This window comes from Nocardia acidivorans NBRC 108247 (genome assembly GCF_001625085.1).
In the GTDB taxonomy this organism is placed as follows: Bacteria; Actinomycetota; Actinomycetes; order Mycobacteriales; family Mycobacteriaceae; genus Nocardia; species Nocardia acidivorans.
Map to the genome: position 1 here is coordinate 1 of NZ_BDAW01000051.1, position 15,965 is coordinate 15,965.

Genomic DNA, 15,965 nt, shown 5'->3' on the forward strand with positions numbered 1-15,965 from the left:
GGTATTCGAGGCGATCACCCGTCGCTGACCTCGGCTCATCGAGCCTGTCGGTACACCTTCCGCGCCACCAGAATCATCGGAATCTGCAGCGGCAGACGGGCAATGGCCCCGGCCTTCAACGGCAGCGGCTTGTTGCTGCGCACCCAGTCCCGGGCCATCTGCACATTGCCCGGGAACACCCCGATGAACAGCAGCATGGCCAGCAGGCCGCCGAGCCGCCGGGTCCGCGGCACCGCCACAGCGGCGGCCACCGCGAGCTCGGCGGCCCCCGAGCCCAGCGTGTACGCCCGCGCGGATCCCGGCAACTGCGGCGGAATCAACGCATCGAATGGTTTCGGGGCCACGAAATGCAGTGTCCCCATTCCGAATAGAAAGGCCGACAGCGCCCGCGCGGTTCCCCGCCCGGCACCCGGTAGTTCTGATCTCTCGCTCATACCGATGAGCGTACGGTCAAATCGTCCAGCAAGATCATGACCTCACCCGCCTCTTTCACCACCTCGACGAGCCGGATCTTCAATCCGAGCAATTCCGCCCCGGTCAGCACCTCGATCAATTCCGCACCGATGCGCTGCCATTCGCCCTTCGCGGCGACCCGCCCCAGCAACACCTCGGCACTGTCCTGACCGGCCCCGGCGATGAACCCGTACACCCAGATCGCGGCGTGCGGCGACCGCACATACAGATCCAGTCCGGACACCTCGCCCGGCAGCGCGAACGCCTGCCCGGCCCTGGCCACCAACTCGATCTCATGCCCCTCGGCCGCCCCGCGCACCAGCAGCGCCAGCGCCCGCCGATCCGCGCCCGGCACGCCATCGCCGTACACCCCCGGATCCTTGATCGGCGCACCCTCGGCGAACGTGGTCACATGCGCTTTGTTCGCACCCGCCCCGGCCAGCTCCCACTTCTCGGTGTCCTCGAAGTCGTCCAGCAGCACTTCGTTCGGCATCTCCCCGTCCCTTCACACGCTCGCGGCACTCACTCGAAACCCTACAAAGCGGTGCACGGGTTTTCCCCCCGAATTCTGGTGGCTGACGAATCCGCCCGTCTTACCGTCATACTCGATACGAATATTCGGTTGTGGGAAGAGGTGAGGGTCGGCCGTGGAGGCGCAGGAATCGGGGATACGCCGTATCGGGCTGGTCGAGGATCATGAATCGGTGGCGATCGGGCTCGCTGCCATGCTGGCCCCGGAGGCCGATCTGGAGTTGGTGATCACCGCGGGCACGGTGGCCGAGTTGTTGTCGGCGAACCCGCGTTTGGACCTGGTGGTACTGGATCTGCGGCTGGCCGACGGATCCTCACCGGATGACAATGTGCGCGCGTTGCGCGATCACGGGGCCGAGGTGCTGGTCTTCACCGGCGCCGACAATCCGTTCCTGGTGCGCGAGGCCGCCCGCGCGGGTGTGCTGGGTGTGGTCCGCAAATCCGAGGATGTGCCGACCGTGGTGGCCGCGGTGCGCCGCGCCGCGCACGGCGAACAGGTGGTGACCACCGACTGGGCCGCCGCCATCGACGGTGATCCGCAGCTGTCCAATGTCGGATTGAGCCCCCGCCAGCAGCAGGTGCTCCAGCTGTATGCCTCCGGTGAGAAGGCGTCCCGGGTGGCGCGCATGACCGGTCTGTCCGAACAGACCGTCAATGACTATCTCGGCCGCATCCGGCAGAAATACGCCGACGCGGGCCGTCCGGCGCCGACCAAAACCGATCTCTACAAGCGGGCCGTCGAGGACGGCTGGCTGCCCGTTCCCGAGCGGCACCCGCGCGCATGACCGCGTCGGGCACGCTGGATTCCGCGCCCGCGACGCCTTCGATGTCCGCGCTCACCGGTTTCCTGCAGCGGGTGCGGGGCGGGCTGACCGTCCCGCAGGAGGATCCGGCCACCGCCGCGTACGACCGGATCATGCGGCGGCTCGGCATCTCCGTGGGCGTCGCCGGAATCATTGTCGGCGGTATGGAACTGCCGGAGATCGCCGAACAGGGGCGGGTCGCCGCCACCTGGTGGACGGTCACCGCCGTGGCGCTGGCCTTCGGCTGGTATCCGGTGCTCGCGGTGGTCTCCGCGCTGGCCGGACCGCGGGCGATTCGCATCGTATCCGGTTGTGCCGCACTGAGTTTCCTCGGCGCGTTCGCCACCATCCCCTTCGCGTTGAACGTGCACTCGGTCGATGCCGGCACGGTATGGCCGTATCGGGTCACGGCATTGGCCGTGACGGCGGGCGTACTGGCCTGGCCCGCGCGCTGGGCCGTCACCTATCTGCTGATCGCCTCCACCTCGGCGGCGCTGGCCTCGATCTACACGGTCACCACGGTCACCCCGCTGGGCGTGGTCGAGAACTTCCTGCGCGCGGCGGGATTGGCGGCCCTGTTCGTCTGGTGCGGTACCGCCGCCACCGGCGCGGCCGCCCGCGTCGACCGCGAATCGGCCATAGCCAGTCGCCGCGCGGCCGCGGCCGCCGCCGCCCAGGGCCGGGACCGCGAACGCGCGCGGTTCGCCGCGCTCATCCACGATGCCGTGCTCTCAACGCTTTTGGAGGCCTCGCGCGCGGGCACCCAGTCCTCCGTGCTCCGCCGGCAAGCCGAACGAACCCTGGAACAACTCGAAGAATGCCGGGGCAGTGACCGCGATCCCGATCTCCTCGACGCGCGCTCGGCGGTGCTGTTCCTGCGCTCGGCCGTGCACGAGGTGAATCCGGGTATCCGCTTCGCCACCCGCACCTGGCCCGGCTACGACGATCTGCGCATGCCGGTGCACTCGGCCAGCACCATTGCCGCCGCCCTCACCGAGGCGGTGCGCAACAGCCTGCGGCACGCCCAGATGCCCGGACGCGAGGTGCGGCGCGTTGTCACCGCGACCGTCAGCGCGGGCAGTATCCGCATCGTATTCACCGATGACGGAGCGGGTTTCGACCTCGCCAAGGTCTCCGCAGATCGCCTCGGCATCTCCATGAGCATTCTTGGGCGCATGCGCCAACTGGCCGGCGGCTCGGCCTTCGTGGAATCCCAGCCGGGTGAGGGCACCACCGTGACGCTGGTGTGGGGTGGCGATGGTTCCCGTTGACTATCACGTCGCCGAATTGGACGCGCGCTTCGGACTGCGTGATCTGCTCGGCCTGCGCGGGCGCACCGCCTGGCTCTTCCTGCTGATCCTGGAAGCCACCATCGGGCTGTACATGCTGCGCAATTTCGGTGAATCACCGCGGTGGGCAGCACTTCTGGGCATGGTGGTGATTCTGAGCGCGGGTGCGCTGGTGATCGTCATGCCGGTGGATCCGCTGCCGCTGCCGGTCGCGCTGTACGCCGCCGCGGCGGGACCGCTGGCCACCGCGCTGACCATCATCACGCCGTCGCCGGATCGCGCGCACCAGTCGGTGTGGTCGGCGTTCGCGTCCTCATATGTCTTGACCGTCTTGGTTTTACGCGGGCGCGCGCGATTGGCGTGGGCGGGCGTGGCCGCGGTAGCGGGTGTGATCCTCTTGGCCGGGCTCGGCGCGCAACTCGAATCCCGCACCGTCGTAGGCACTCTCGTGCCGATCGGCACGGTGGCGGCGATCTCGGTCTTCGCCGCGGTCATGCGGCCGATGCAGCGCTCACTGCTGTTACTGCGCGAAGACGCCATGATTCGCGCGGCCGCCGAAGCCACCATGGCCGCCGCCGACAGCGAGCGCACCCGGCAACTCGCCCGGCTCGACCGGGTGGCGCGGCCGATACTGGAGCGCATCGCCGAGGGCGCGGAACTCACCGCGGCGGAACGGGAAGAGTGTCGCCTGCTCGAGGCCGAACTGCGCGACGGCTTGCGCGCACCGCAACTGGTCACCGATGAACTCAGCGGTGCGGCCCGCGGCGCGCGCACGCGGGGCGTCGAGGTCGTACTCCTGGACGACGGCGGTTTCGCGGGTGTGCCCGAATGGGTGCGCCGACGGGTGATCGACGCCGCCACAAGGGAATTGGATGCCGCCAATGCTGGATCGGTGACGGTGCGAGTCCTACCCCTCGGACGCAGCGTGCTCGCCACGGTCCTCGCACACGCCCCGGATCACGACCGGCGGACGGAGATCGACACCGACGGCAAGGTCAGCGTCACCGACTGAGGCGTGGATCCCGGCCACAAGTATGCCGGGATGACGGGAGTGGACCTCGCAGGGACGAGGGGGATTGCGCCGGGAAGCAAGGGTGGATCGAGGCGGCTTGGCGGGGCGGGGGGATCGCACCCGGAATCACGGGGTGTGCTCAGTTTTCGGGGTTCTTCGGTTCGCGCGGCGGCATATCCCAGCGGCCCGGGCCGCCCTTCTTCATCTGATCGCGCAGGGCGCCCTGGACGGCGGTGGCCATCCAGGAGTTCAGTGATTGCCCGCTCTGGGCCGCGGCTTCCTCGGCGCGGGACTTGATCTGCTCGACCAGGCGCAGGGTGACGCGGCTGATATCGCCGGTCATCTCCTCGAAGGTGGGCTGATGTTCCTCTTCTTCCGCTGTCGCGGCCTTGCGCACGTCGATATGCGCGTCGGTGCCGTCGACCGAGACGTGCACGGTGCGATCGCCGACCGCCGTGCTCACCTCGCCCGCCAGCTCCGAGAGCGCCGCGAGCAAGACCAGCCGCGCCGAACTCTCGGTGGCCGCCGCCAAGGCGGCGGCGGTGGACTGGGTCTTCTCATCCCCGAGCGCGGCGGCCGCGATGAGGTTCTCGCGCAGCTGAGCGGTGTACTTATCCAGGTTCATGACACCAGTGTGCTGTCATCAATGATGTCACGCAAGGAAACATTTGACGTCACGCTGGGGTCGGCGATGCGAATCACCGTCGCCGCCGGGCCGGTTCGGGTATAACGATGCAAACGGTGTTTCGATGACCGGGTAGCCTTCTGGCTATGACGAACGGTGAATCGACGCGGATCGAGCTGCGCGCGTCCGGCACAGTCGGTGTCGCGATGGTGACCCCCTTTACCGCCGAAGGCAAGCTCGATGTCGATGCCGGGGTGGCACTCGCCGCCCGCCTGGTCGACGGCGGTGTCGACCTGCTCGCGATCTCCGGAACCACCGGCGAATCGCCCACCACCACCGAGTCCGAGAAGTTCGATCTGCTGCACGCCGTCGTCGACGCCGTCGGTGATCGCGCCACCGTCATCGCGGGCGCGGGCACCTACGACACCGCCCACAGCATCGAGCTGGCACGCAACGCGCAGCGCGCGGGCGCGCACGGGCTGCTGGTCGTCACCCCGTACTACTCGCGTCCCACCCAGGACGGGCTGATCGCGCACTTCACCGCCGTCGCGGACAGCACCGATCTGCCCGTGACGCTGTACGACATTCCGCCGCGCTCGGTCGTGGCCATCGCACCGGACACCATTCGGCGGCTCGCCGAGCACCCGCGCATCGTCGCGGTGAAGGACGCCAAGGGCGACCTGAACGCGGGCGCTGAGCTGATCGCCGAGACCGGCCTGTCCTTCTATTCCGGCGACGACGTGCTCAACCTGCCCTGGTTGTCCGTCGGCGCCACCGGATTCATCAGCGTCATCGGGCATCTGGTGCCCGATCGTCTGCGCGCGCTCGCCACCGCATACGCGGCCGGTGACGTGGCGCGGGCTCGTGAAATCAATGTCAGCATGATTCCGCTCAACCGGGCCATGGCCCGACTGGGCGGGGTCGCCATGACCAAGGGCGCGCTGCGGCTGCTCGGGGTCGAAACAGGGGAGCCACGTTTGCCACAAATCATGCCCAATAGCGAGCAGCTCGCGGAACTCGCGGTCGATCTGCGAGCGGCGGGGGTGCTTGCATGACCAGCCCCGAGGGACGTCGCCCGCGTCGTACCGCCTCCCGTGCCGCGGGAGCCCCGGCTCCGGTACCGGAAACCGTTGCCGCACAGCCGAAGGCGGCGGAATCCGCGCCCAGGGCCGCTGCCGCCGAGCACAGCGCGATCGCCGCGGCGGGTGCCGCCGGGGAAGTGCAGGCCACCGGTAACCAGGGCGTAGCCGCCGACAGCGCCGCGCCGCAGGAGACTCGCGCGCGCGGACGCAACGGCAGCGCCCGGGGCGCGCGTACCGCGGCCGCTGCCGCCGTCGACACCGCGCCCGCCAAGACCGAATCCGCCGCGCCCGCCCGGGCCCGGCAGGACGAGTCCGCCCCGCGTTCGCGCCAGGGTGAGCGCAATCGCAAGCCCGGCGGGCGTTCCCGCCAGGGCGGCGGTCGCAACGATCGCTCCGAGACCACCGCGCAGCCGCGGGTCGAACGGCCGAAGCTGAACCCGCCGCCGAAGCTCGCCAAGGGCGGCCTACGCGTCTTCGCGCTCGGCGGCATCGGCGAAATCGGCCGCAATATGACCGTTTTCGAATACAACGGCAAACTGCTGATCATCGACTGCGGTGTGCTCTTCCCCGAGGATCAGCAGCCCGGCGTCGACCTGATCCTGCCCGATTTCGGCCCTATCGAGGACCGCATCGACGATGTCGAGGCCGTCATCCTCACGCACGGGCACGAGGATCACATCGGCGCGGTGCCGTTCCTGCTGCGCCTGCGCCGCGACATCCCGGTGATCAGCGCCAAGTTCACCCTCGCGCTGGTGGCGGCCAAATGCCGTGAACACCGCTTGCAGCCCAAGCTGATCGAGGTCACCGAGGGCCAGCGCACCCAGCACGGCTCGTTCGACTGCGAGTATTTCGCGGTCAACCACTCGATTCCCGATGCCATCGCCGTCGCGGTGCGCACGCCCGCGGGCATGGTGCTGCACACCGGCGATATCAAGCTGGATCAGCTGCCCCTGGATGGTCGTCTCACCGACCTCGCGGGCTTCTCCCGCCTCGGCGACGAGGGTGTGGACCTGTTCCTGGTGGACTCCACCAATGCCGAGGTGCCCGGCTTCGTCACGCCCGAGCGTGAGATCGGCCCGGTGCTGGACAATGTGATCGGCAAGGCCAAGGGCCGAGTCATCGTGGCCTCCTTCGCCTCTCATGTGCACCGTATTCAGCAGGTGGTGGAGGTGGCCCAGCGCTACGACCGCCGCATCTGCTTCGTCGGGCGCTCCATGGTCCGCAATATGCAGATCGCGCAGGACCTGGGCTACCTCGATGTGCCGGACGGCCTGGTCGTCGATATCGACCAGGCGGCGAATCTGCCGGTGCACAAGCTGGTGCTGATCTCCACCGGTTCGCAGGGCGAGCCGCTCTCGGCGCTGTCCCGGATGGCGCGTGGTGATCACCGGCAGATCAATATCCGCCCCGATGATCTCGTGGTGCTGGCCTCCTCGCTTATCCCGGGCAATGAGAACGCCGTCTTCACCGTGGTGAACGGGCTGACCCGGATCGGCGCGACCGTCATCACCCAGCAGAACGCCAAAGTCCATGTCTCCGGACACGCTTCGGCCGGTGAGCTGCTGTACCTGTACAACGCGGTGCGACCCACCAATGCCATGCCCGTGCACGGTGAATGGCGGCATCTGCGCGCCAATGCCGCGCTCGCGGTGGCGACCGGTGTTCCGGAGGAGCGCGTCATGCTCGCCGAGAACGGTGTCGTGGTGGATCTGGTGGACGGTATCGCCACCATCACCGGCCGGGTTCCGGTCGGCCAGGTGTACGTCGACGGTCTTTCGGTCGGCGATGTCGGCGAGTCCACGCTCTCGGATCGCCTGGTGCTGGGCGAGGGCGGTTTCATCTCCATCACCGTGGCCGTCGACTCCACCACAGGTAAGGCCGTCAGCGCGCCGGAGGTCACCGGCCGCGGCTTCTCCGATGATCCGGACGCGCTCATCGACGCGCATGAACTCGTCGAGGCGGAGCTGCGCCGACTGGCCAGCGAGGGTGTCACCGACACCCATCGCATCGCCCAGAGCGTGCGCCGGGTGGTCGGCAAGTGGGTGGCGGACAAGTACCGCCGCCGTCCGATGATCGTCCCGACGGTCATGGGCGTCTGAGCCGAAACCGTCAGCGCCACAGCATGAGAGAACCCGGCAGCAGCAGCTGCCGGGTTCTTTTGCGTCGGCCGCCCCGACGGTCCGGCAGTCGGGCGGTACCGCGCAGTGTGGCTAGTTGTCCTGGCAGGCGGCCGAATCGAGCTTGGCGGCCTTGACGATGCTGCACGCGAAGGCGTGGTCGACCTTCCACTCGGCGCCGTCGGCGACGAAGGAGACGGTGGCCTTGTCCACCGGCGACCCGCCGATGGTGACCTTGGCGTCGGCCTTGATCTTGCCGTCCACCGCATCGGGGACATTGGTGATCTCGACCTTGACGTCGTTCTTCTTCGCGGCGTCGACCAGCTTGGCGACCAGCTGCGGGTCCTGACCGGCGTTCTCGATCCAGTCGACCTTGGTCTTGGCGTCGATGGACGGATCGAACGCCTTGGTGAGCTTGTCGTTCAGTTCGGCCACGGTCGGCTTGGGCAGGTTGGGCGCCGGGGTGGTGGACGGCGGCGCGCCGGTCTCCTTGCTGTCGTCGGTGGTGCCCTGGAACTTGTTGTTGGACGCGGCCGCGCTGGTGGTGGTGGCCGGGCCGTCCGACTTGGTCTCACTGCTGCTGCAGGCGACCAGGCCGAACGCGGCGGCGGCCAGCGCCACGGCGGCGGTAGCGCGGAAGATGCTGTGCTTCAACGAATTTTCTCCCCTGAACGGAATTTAGAGCTCGTAGCCCGTGGTGCAATTCCAGTGAATGATGGTGGCGTCGGAGCTGTTCCGATTCAGTGCCTGGGTGCGCGCGGCGGAGCGCGAGTAGGCCGCACCGTAGGTGTAGAGCCCGGCGCGACGGGAGTAGGCAACCGCTCCGCAACCGTTGGCGAAGCTGGCCACGACCCGGCAGTCATCGAAGGTGCAGGACTGCATGGCGCCGTCCTTCGCCGAATCGCGGTCCGAGTAGTCGTAGGAGTAGCCGATCCGGCCCGTCGACGGCGACAGCGCGATCGCGCCGAAATTGTCGGTATAGGCCCCGGCCGGAGCCGCGGTGCCCACCAGCAGGGAGCCGACGGCCGCGACCATCACGGCGGCGCCACTGACGATCTTTTTCAAGGTGTTGCCCTTCTTATGACAGAGGATCCATTCCCCTATGGACCGAGTGATCAAGCTACCGACCCGGATTCGCCGACGCCAACCCGGAACCGCCTCGGCGGCGGCGCTTCCCGGCGCCGCCTCCGGGGCGGTGTCTCATTGCCGCGTTCATGATCAAGGGGCGACCTTATGGCAGACCAGGCGGTTGGCTTAACGAGCCGGGCCGTCCAGCAATTGAGGCGCTACCGAACCGACGCGATCATGTGACCCGCGGACCCGGGAATTGGGGGCACGGCGCTACGGCGCGCGGCCCGTGACCTGTGCATCGGGATGATGCATCGGGTTGCCCATCGGGTTAGGGTTGCCTGTATGAGTATGGCCCAACGCGAACGCCAGGCCCTGGTGCGGACCATGACCGCCGCCGGTCCGGACGCGCCCACCCTGTGCGGTACGTGGACGGTGCGAGATCTGGCCGCGCACTTGATAGTTCGCGAATCCCGGCCGGACGCCGCCCCCGGCATCATGCTGAAACCCTTCGCCCCCTACCTCGAGCGGGTGCAGAACAAGGTGGCCGCGCGCCCCTTCCCGGAGCTGCTCGCCAAGATCGCGGGCGGTCCGCCCTGGTTCCTGCGCCCGGTCGACTCGCTGATGAACCTCACCGAAATGTACGTCCACCACGAGGACGTGCGCCGTGCCGAACCCGGTTGGGAACCGCGCGAACTCGACGCCGCCGATGAGGACAAGCTCTGGAAGGTGCTGACGGGCCTGGCTCGCATGGCATACCGCAAATCCTCGGTTACCGTAGCGCTCGCCACCCCGGACGGCCGTCGCACCATCGCGCACCGGAAAGGCGACCGCACCGTGGTCCTGGCGGGCACGCCGTCCGAACTGCTCTTTCACGCCTTCGGCCGAAATGCCGTGCGGCTGGAGGCCACCGGTGAACCGGCCGATGTGGAGGCCGTGTACGCCCTCGATCGCAGCGTCTGACATCCCGCCACCTGGGACGCGGGTGCCAGACCGAGTGGCAACCGGAGCTCCGATCATGAAACGATCACGCGACGGACGGTAATTTCTGTGCTCGGCAGAAGCCCGTGGTGTGATGAGGTGGTAGGCAATGTCTTGGCAACTGGCGGTTCTCGGACCGGTCGAGTTGGTATCGGATGGTGTCCCCACCCCGGCCATGCCACCCAAACAGCAGGCTGCCCTGGTCATGCTCGCCTGCGCCCGCGGGCGCACGGTATCGATCGAAGAGCTCGCAGACGGCATCTGGGGTGTGGACCGGCCCTCCTCCGCGGTCGGCGCGCTGCGCAATTACGCCTGGGCGCTGCGCAAACTCCTCGCGGCGCATCCGGGCACGGTGCGGCTGTCCTCCGAATCGCGCGGATATCGCCTCGAAGGGCTGCTCGAACTCGATGTCGATCGCATCGACCGCTGCCGCGCCGAGGCCGAGAAGGCGCGCGCCGCAGGGCATTTGGAGCAGGCCGACGCGGGACTGCGAGCGCTGCTGCGGCAGTGGCGCGGCGATCCGCTCAGCGGCGTGCCCGGTCCGTGGGCCGGGGCCGAGCGGGCGCGCCTGCGGCGATTGCAGCGGGTGCTGCACGAGGACCTCATCGAGATCACGGTGCAGCGCGGTGATCATTCGCGGGCCATCGCCGATCTGGAGGCGTTGATCACCGGTGATCCGCACAGTGAGCGGCTGCGCGGGCTCATGATGACCGCGCTCTATCGCGCCGGGCGGCGCACCGAGGCGCTCGAGGAGTATCAGCGCATTCGCCGCTTGCTCGTCGCCGAACAGGGCATCGAACCGGGTCCGGCGCTGCTGGAACTGCACCGGCAGATCCTCGCCGACGACCTGCCCGGTCATTCGGCCGGCGCGACCACGCCGAAACCGGCCCAATTGCCGCCGGACACCGCCGATTTCACCGGTCGCCAGGAATTGGTGCGCGAGCTGAGCGCGGCCCTCGGTGACACCCGCACCCCGATCGTGGCCCTCTCCGGAATGGGCGGGGTCGGCAAGACCGCGCTGGCGCTGCATGTGGCGCACCGGATTCGCGATCGGTATCCGGACGGGCAGCTGTATGTCGATCTCCAGGGCGCGGGCGCGGATCCGGCCGAACCCGAACACGTGCTGGGCGCGTTCCTGCGCGCGCTGAGCGTGCCGCAGCGCGAAGTGCCCGCCGGGGTCGCCGAGCGGGCGGCGCTGTTCCGGTCCGTGGTGAGCGGGCGGCGCATGCTGGTGGTGCTCGACAATGCCTGTGACGCGGCGCAGGTCATGCCGCTGCTGCCCGGGGAACCCGGGTGCGCGGTGCTGATGACCGCCCGGCGGCCGCTGACGGCCCTGCCCGGGGTGCGGCAGGTCGCGCTCAAGGTGCTCGAAACCGATGAGGCGACGGCGCTTTTCGCCCGTATCGTCGGGGCGGCCCGGGTTGCGGCCGAGGCCGAATCGACCCGCCGCATTGTCGAGTTGTGCGGGCGCTTGCCCATGGCGGTGCGGATCGTGGCGGCGCGGGTGGCGGCGCGGCCGCAGTGGACGATCGTCTCCGAGGCCGATCGTCTCGGCGCCGAACGTCATGACCTGGACCGATTCCGGGCCGGGGAACTGGCGCTGACCGCGGCCTTCCGGGCCGGATACGAACAACTCCCGGCCGAGGCCGCCCGCGCCTTCCGACTGCTCGCGGTCGCCGAACTCCCGGATCTGCCGCTGGCGGCCACCGCCGCGGTGCTCGACACCACCGAGGCGCTGGCCGAGGACCTCTGCGAGGAACTGGTGGATCGCGGCATGCTCGAGACGGTCGGTCGCGGCCGCTACCACTATCACGACCTCATGCGTCTGTACGCGGCCGGTTTCGAGCGCACGGGATCCGTGCCGGTCACCGCACCCGTGCGCGCGACGGGGCAACCGGACGGCGAGGCCGCCGGGCGCACCGCCGCCTGCCGACGCGGGGATACCGCCGTGGACGCCACCGCACGCCTGCTCGACTATTACCTGGCGACCATGAAAACCGTGCTGCGAGTGCGGCATCCGGGGCTGCGGCTCCGGCTCGCGCCGACGGGGCATCCGGGTACGCGACTCGCCGATCTCGATAGCACGCGCGATTTCCTGAATGTGGAGCGCCGCAATGTGATCGCGCTGTACCGGCTGGCCACCGCGGGCACCCGCGAGCACCGGGTGCTGGCCGCGGATCTGGCCCTGGCCGTGGCCGAGACCATGCTCGCCAGTGATCCCACCGTGGATATCGAGAAGGCGCTCGAGGAGTTGATCCGCGCCTGCGAGCTCGACGGCAATCGGGTCGCCGCGAGTCGTGCGCGTCTGGCCCTGGTCTTCGCCCTGGTCTCCGAATTCGGCGAACCCGAGCGCGCGGCCGGACATGTGCGCAGGCTCGCCGAGGACGTCGACGCCGAGTCCGAACCGTGGGTCGCGGGCACCTCGCATATTTTCGCGGGTCTGCTCGGTATGCATCGGCGGGATCCCACGTGCGCGGTCGGCCATTTCGCCACCGCATTGCGCCTGTACCGGTTCGGTTCCAGTCCCGAATGCGTGCGAGTGGCGTATTCGGCGCTGTCCAAGGCGTATTCGGCCGCCGGGCGGGACCGCGATTCGCTGGCCGCGGCCGCGCGTGCCGTCGTCGCCGACAGTCACCCCGGTGCGCGCCGCAATGTCATGTGGGCGTTGACCGAAGCCGCGGCGATCATCAGCGAACAGGGTGAGCCCGAACTCGGCGCCCACCTCTTCGACGCCGCGTTGCGGGCCGCCCGCCGCGCCGGTTCCACCCGCTTCGAATCCGCCGTCCATTCCCGCGCGGCCCTGGTGCACTTCCACGCGGGCCGGCTCCCGCAGGCCGCCGAACACGCCGAACGCGCCGAAGCCACCCGCGATTCACATCGCCTCGACGTGCTGCACACCTACAATCTGCTGGTCCGCTATACGGCGCTGCGCCGCATGGGCCGCAATGTCGATGCCGCCGAGTGCTATCGCACGGCCTCCACCCAGATCCCCGATTTCGACCAGGCCCTGACCCGGTGGAGCGCGGTGTCCACGCCCACCCCGGTGCCCGCCGGAGCGGCGGTCGTTCCCGTCGCGAGTTGATGCGGTCCGCCGCGAAGCGACGCTGCCTCGGCTTCGGTGGTCCGGCTCGGGTGCGGCCGCCGCGGGCGACGACACGCCGTGGGTTCCCGCCCGAAGTGCCCACGCATGAATTCCGGTCGGGGATGCGGGAGCATGGGATGCGGGTGCTGGCCGGGGGCCGAAGCGGCGATTGACGTTGCCTATCCCACACGGTTGTTGTGGGTGGGTCGAGTGTTGCGGATGGTCCGGGTGGGGCGTTTACGGCTAGCCTGGGGGTCATGCCAGGTAAGTCCCGCGGTGCCGCAACGTCACGTTCGCGAGCGGGATCGACGCGGGGACAGACTCCTGCACGGTCCCGGGCGCGAACTCCGCGTACCGCCGCGGGCGGTCGGACCGCTAGCGCCGGTCGTGTTCGAAGCCCGAAACGGGCCGCGCCCACCCGGCGGCCCGCACCGCGCCGCAGGTCCGATACCGCGCCGCTGGCGGTGGTCACGCGGGGCGTGAGCAGCGGCTGGAACATGCTGGCGCGCGGACTCGGCGCGAGCACCCGGGCATTGAGCCGGGCGGGGGAGATCGAGCACGGGCATCGGCGCGACGGGATCGCGCTGGGGCTGGTCGGATTCGGCATCGTCATCGCGGCGGCGGTGTGGTTGTCCGCGGGCGGGCCGGTCGGGCGCGCGGTGGATACCGCGATTCGCGCCATCTCCGGATCGGCCTCGGCGGCACTGCCGTTCGTGACCATCGGTATCGCGGTGATCCTCATGCGCACCGAGGCGCATCCGGAGATCCGGCCGCGCCTGGTGCTGGGCGGCCTGCTCACCGGGCTGCCGCTGCTGGGCCTGTGGCACCTGGCGGCGGGTTCGCCGACCGACGCGCACGGTCGCGCGCATGCCGCGGGCTTCGTCGGCTATGTCATGGGCGGTCCGCTGGGAAACGGTTTGAGCCCCTGGCTGGCGGTGCCACTGCTGTTGCTGGCCATCGGTTTCGGGCTGCTGCTGCTCACCGGCACCACCGTGCGCGAGGTACCGGACGCACTGCGCGAACTCTTCGGCACCGGCAGTCGCGGCGACGAATACGAGCGCTACTCCGACGAACCCGGCCTCTACGATCCCGCCAACTACGACGAGGACGGCTTCCCGCGCCACGAGGGCGTGAAATCGCGTCGCCGCGGCCGCAGTCCGTCGGAGAACTATCCGCCCGGCGAATTCGGCGGGTCCGATGCGATCACCGAGGTCATCGGGGAACCCCCGCTGCAGGACGCCAAGGAGATCGCGGTCGAGGACAAGCCGAAGGCCAAGCCGCGCAAGGCTCCGCCCAAGGTCGTCGATCAGACCCCGCCGCCTCCGCCGCCGCAGCAGTTGGAGTTCGTCACCGAGCGCGAGGTGGACGGCGATTACAATCTGCCGCCGCTATCGCTGCTCACCGATGGCGAACCGCCCAAGAAGCGCAGCGCCGCAAACGATTCCATGATCGAGGCCATCACCGAGGTGCTGGTCCAGTTCAAGATCGACGCCGCCGTCACGGGTTTCGTGCGCGGTCCGACGGTCACCCGCTACGAGGTGGAGCTCGGCCCGGGCGTGAAGGTCGAGAAGATCACCGCACTGGCCCGCAATATCGCGTACGCGGTGGCGACCGAGAATGTGCGCCTGCTCGCGCCTATTCCGGGCAAGTCGGCCGTGGGTATCGAAGTACCCAATGCCGACCGGGAATTGGTGCGCCTGGCCGATGTGCTCAAGGCGCCTTCGACCCGAAATGACCACCACCCGTTGGTGATCGGCCTCGGCAAGAACATCGAGGGCGAATACCTCTCGGCGAATCTGGCCAAGATGCCGCATCTGCTGGTGGCGGGTTCCACCGGCTCGGGTAAGTCGAGTTTCGTGAACTCGATGCTGATTTCGCTGTTGCATCGCGCCACACCCGATGAGGTCCGGATGATCCTCATCGACCCCAAGATGGTGGAACTCACACCGTACGAGGGCATTCCGCATCTGATCACCCCCATCATCACCCAGCCCAAGAAGGCCGCCGCCGCGCTGGCCTGGCTGGTGGAGGAGATGGAGCAGCGGTATCAGGACATGCAGGCCAACAAGGTTCGCCATATCGACGACTTCAACCGCAAGGTCAAGTCCGGGCAGATCACCACTCCGCTGGGCAGCGAACGCGTCTACCGGCCGTACCCGTACATCCTGGCGATCGTCGACGAGCTCGCCGACCTCATGATGACCGCGCCGCGTGATGTGGAGGACGCCATCGTCCGCATCACCCAGAAGGCCCGTGCCGCGGGCATCCACTTGGTGCTGGCGACGCAGCGCCCGTCGGTGGACGTGGTCACCGGCCTGATCAAGACCAATGTGCCATCCCGATTGGCCTTCGCCACTTCGTCTTTGACCGATTCCCGGGTCATCCTGGACCAGCCCGGTGCGGAGAAGCTCATCGGTATGGGTGACGGTCTGTTCCTGCCCATGGGCGCGAGCAAGCCGACCCGCCTGCAGGGCGCCTTCATCTCCGATGAGGAGATCCAGGCCGTGGTCGACTTCGCCAAGACCCAGGCCGAACCCGAATATCAGGAGGGCATCACCGCCGCCAAGACCGGCGAGAAGAAGGATGTCGATCCCGATATCGGCGACGACCTCGATCTGCTTCTGCAAGCCACCGAACTGGTCGTCACCTCCCAATTCGGCTCCACCTCGATGCTTCAGCGCAAACTCCGCGTCGGCTTCGCCAAGGCGGGCCGCCTCATGGACCTGATGGAAACCAGGGGCGTGGTCGGCCCCTCGGAAGGCTCCAAGGCTCGCGATGTGCTCATCAAGCCCGATGAGCTCGAGGGGCTGCTCTGGACCATTCGCGGCGGCGATGGCGCACCGCCCGAATCGGATTCGGGCGCTTCCGAACCCGACTACTGATCCAACCCGACTACTGATCGAATCCGACTGAGAGATCGAG

The 15,965-nt window shown here is 68.6% G+C and carries 13 protein-coding genes; 8 read left to right on the plus strand and 5 right to left on the minus strand.

Annotated features, from left to right (window positions below):
* Positions 1 to 35: 35 nt before the first annotated feature.
* Together NA10_RS24855 and NA10_RS24860 are read right to left on the minus strand one after the other, a co-directional pair.
* On the minus strand, positions 36 to 434 hold the full coding sequence (locus NA10_RS24855; protein ID WP_067572062.1) for a DoxX family protein: 399 nt from the start codon (positions 432 to 434) through the stop codon (positions 36 to 38).
* On the minus strand, positions 431 to 946 hold the full coding sequence (locus NA10_RS24860) for a hypothetical protein (protein WP_067572064.1): 516 nt from the start codon (positions 944 to 946) through the stop codon (positions 431 to 433). The genes NA10_RS24855 and NA10_RS24860 overlap by 4 nt, the downstream gene beginning before the upstream one ends.
* Before the next feature lie 154 nt (positions 947 to 1,100).
* Here NA10_RS24860 and NA10_RS24865 point away from each other — a divergent pair, with 154 nt between their 5' ends.
* The 3 genes from NA10_RS24865 to NA10_RS24875 are packed head-to-tail and all read left to right on the plus strand — an operon-like array spanning position 1,101 to position 4,088.
* On the plus strand, positions 1,101 to 1,769 hold the full coding sequence (locus NA10_RS24865) for a response regulator transcription factor (RefSeq protein ID WP_067572066.1): 669 nt from the start codon (positions 1,101 to 1,103) through the stop codon (positions 1,767 to 1,769).
* On the plus strand, positions 1,766 to 3,058 hold the full coding sequence (locus NA10_RS24870; RefSeq protein WP_067572068.1) for a sensor histidine kinase: 1,293 nt from the start codon (positions 1,766 to 1,768) through the stop codon (positions 3,056 to 3,058). The genes NA10_RS24865 and NA10_RS24870 overlap by 4 nt, the downstream gene beginning before the upstream one ends.
* Entirely contained in the window at positions 3,045 to 4,088 is a 1,044-nt protein-coding gene (locus NA10_RS24875; protein ID WP_067572167.1) for a DUF8320 family protein, read from the plus strand. The genes NA10_RS24870 and NA10_RS24875 overlap by 14 nt, the downstream gene beginning before the upstream one ends.
* A 139-nt stretch (positions 4,089 to 4,227) precedes the next feature.
* On the opposite strand, the gene NA10_RS24880 is transcribed toward NA10_RS24875, so the two are convergent.
* Positions 4,228 to 4,713: a hypothetical protein gene (locus tag NA10_RS24880; RefSeq protein WP_067572070.1), complete on the minus strand. Its 486-nt coding sequence runs from the start codon at positions 4,711 to 4,713 to the stop codon at positions 4,228 to 4,230.
* Positions 4,714 to 4,859: 146 nt separating this feature from the next.
* Here NA10_RS24880 and dapA point away from each other — a divergent pair, with 146 nt between their 5' ends.
* Both dapA and NA10_RS24890 read left to right on the plus strand, forming a co-directional pair.
* On the plus strand, positions 4,860 to 5,768 hold the full coding sequence (gene dapA, locus NA10_RS24885) for a 4-hydroxy-tetrahydrodipicolinate synthase (protein WP_067572072.1): 909 nt from the start codon (positions 4,860 to 4,862) through the stop codon (positions 5,766 to 5,768).
* Positions 5,765 to 7,894 carry a ribonuclease J gene (locus tag NA10_RS24890; protein ID WP_067572074.1) on the plus strand — a complete coding sequence of 710 codons (2,130 nt, stop codon included), beginning with the start codon at positions 5,765 to 5,767 and terminating at the stop codon, positions 7,892 to 7,894. Before dapA ends, NA10_RS24890 begins: the two co-directional genes overlap by 4 nt.
* Positions 7,895 to 8,005: 111 nt before the next feature.
* On the opposite strand, the gene NA10_RS24895 is transcribed toward NA10_RS24890, so the two are convergent.
* Together NA10_RS24895 and NA10_RS24900 are read right to left on the minus strand one after the other, a co-directional pair.
* Positions 8,006 to 8,566, minus strand: a complete 561-nt coding sequence (locus NA10_RS24895) for a WKL family lipoprotein (protein ID WP_067572076.1) — start codon at positions 8,564 to 8,566, stop codon at positions 8,006 to 8,008.
* Positions 8,567 to 8,590: 24 nt separating this feature from the next.
* On the minus strand, positions 8,591 to 8,977 hold the full coding sequence (locus NA10_RS24900) for a DUF4189 domain-containing protein (RefSeq protein WP_157556722.1): 387 nt from the start codon (positions 8,975 to 8,977) through the stop codon (positions 8,591 to 8,593).
* A gap of 348 nt (positions 8,978 to 9,325) precedes the next feature.
* Here NA10_RS24900 and NA10_RS24905 point away from each other — a divergent pair, with 348 nt between their 5' ends.
* The 3 genes from NA10_RS24905 (at position 9,326) to NA10_RS24915 (ending at position 15,925) form a co-directional block, all read left to right on the plus strand.
* A complete protein-coding gene (locus NA10_RS24905) occupies positions 9,326 to 9,943 on the plus strand; it encodes a TIGR03085 family metal-binding protein (RefSeq protein WP_067572080.1) in 618 nt (205 codons plus the stop codon).
* A gap of 127 nt (positions 9,944 to 10,070) precedes the next feature.
* A complete protein-coding gene (locus tag NA10_RS24910; protein WP_067572082.1) occupies positions 10,071 to 13,043 on the plus strand; it encodes an AfsR/SARP family transcriptional regulator in 2,973 nt (990 codons plus the stop codon).
* Positions 13,044 to 13,300: 257 nt separating this feature from the next.
* The gene (locus NA10_RS24915; RefSeq protein ID WP_067572084.1) at positions 13,301 to 15,925 is read left to right on the plus strand and encodes a DNA translocase FtsK; all 2,625 of its coding nucleotides are present in this window, start codon (positions 13,301 to 13,303) and stop codon (positions 15,923 to 15,925) included.
* Positions 15,926 to 15,965 lie beyond the last annotated feature (40 nt).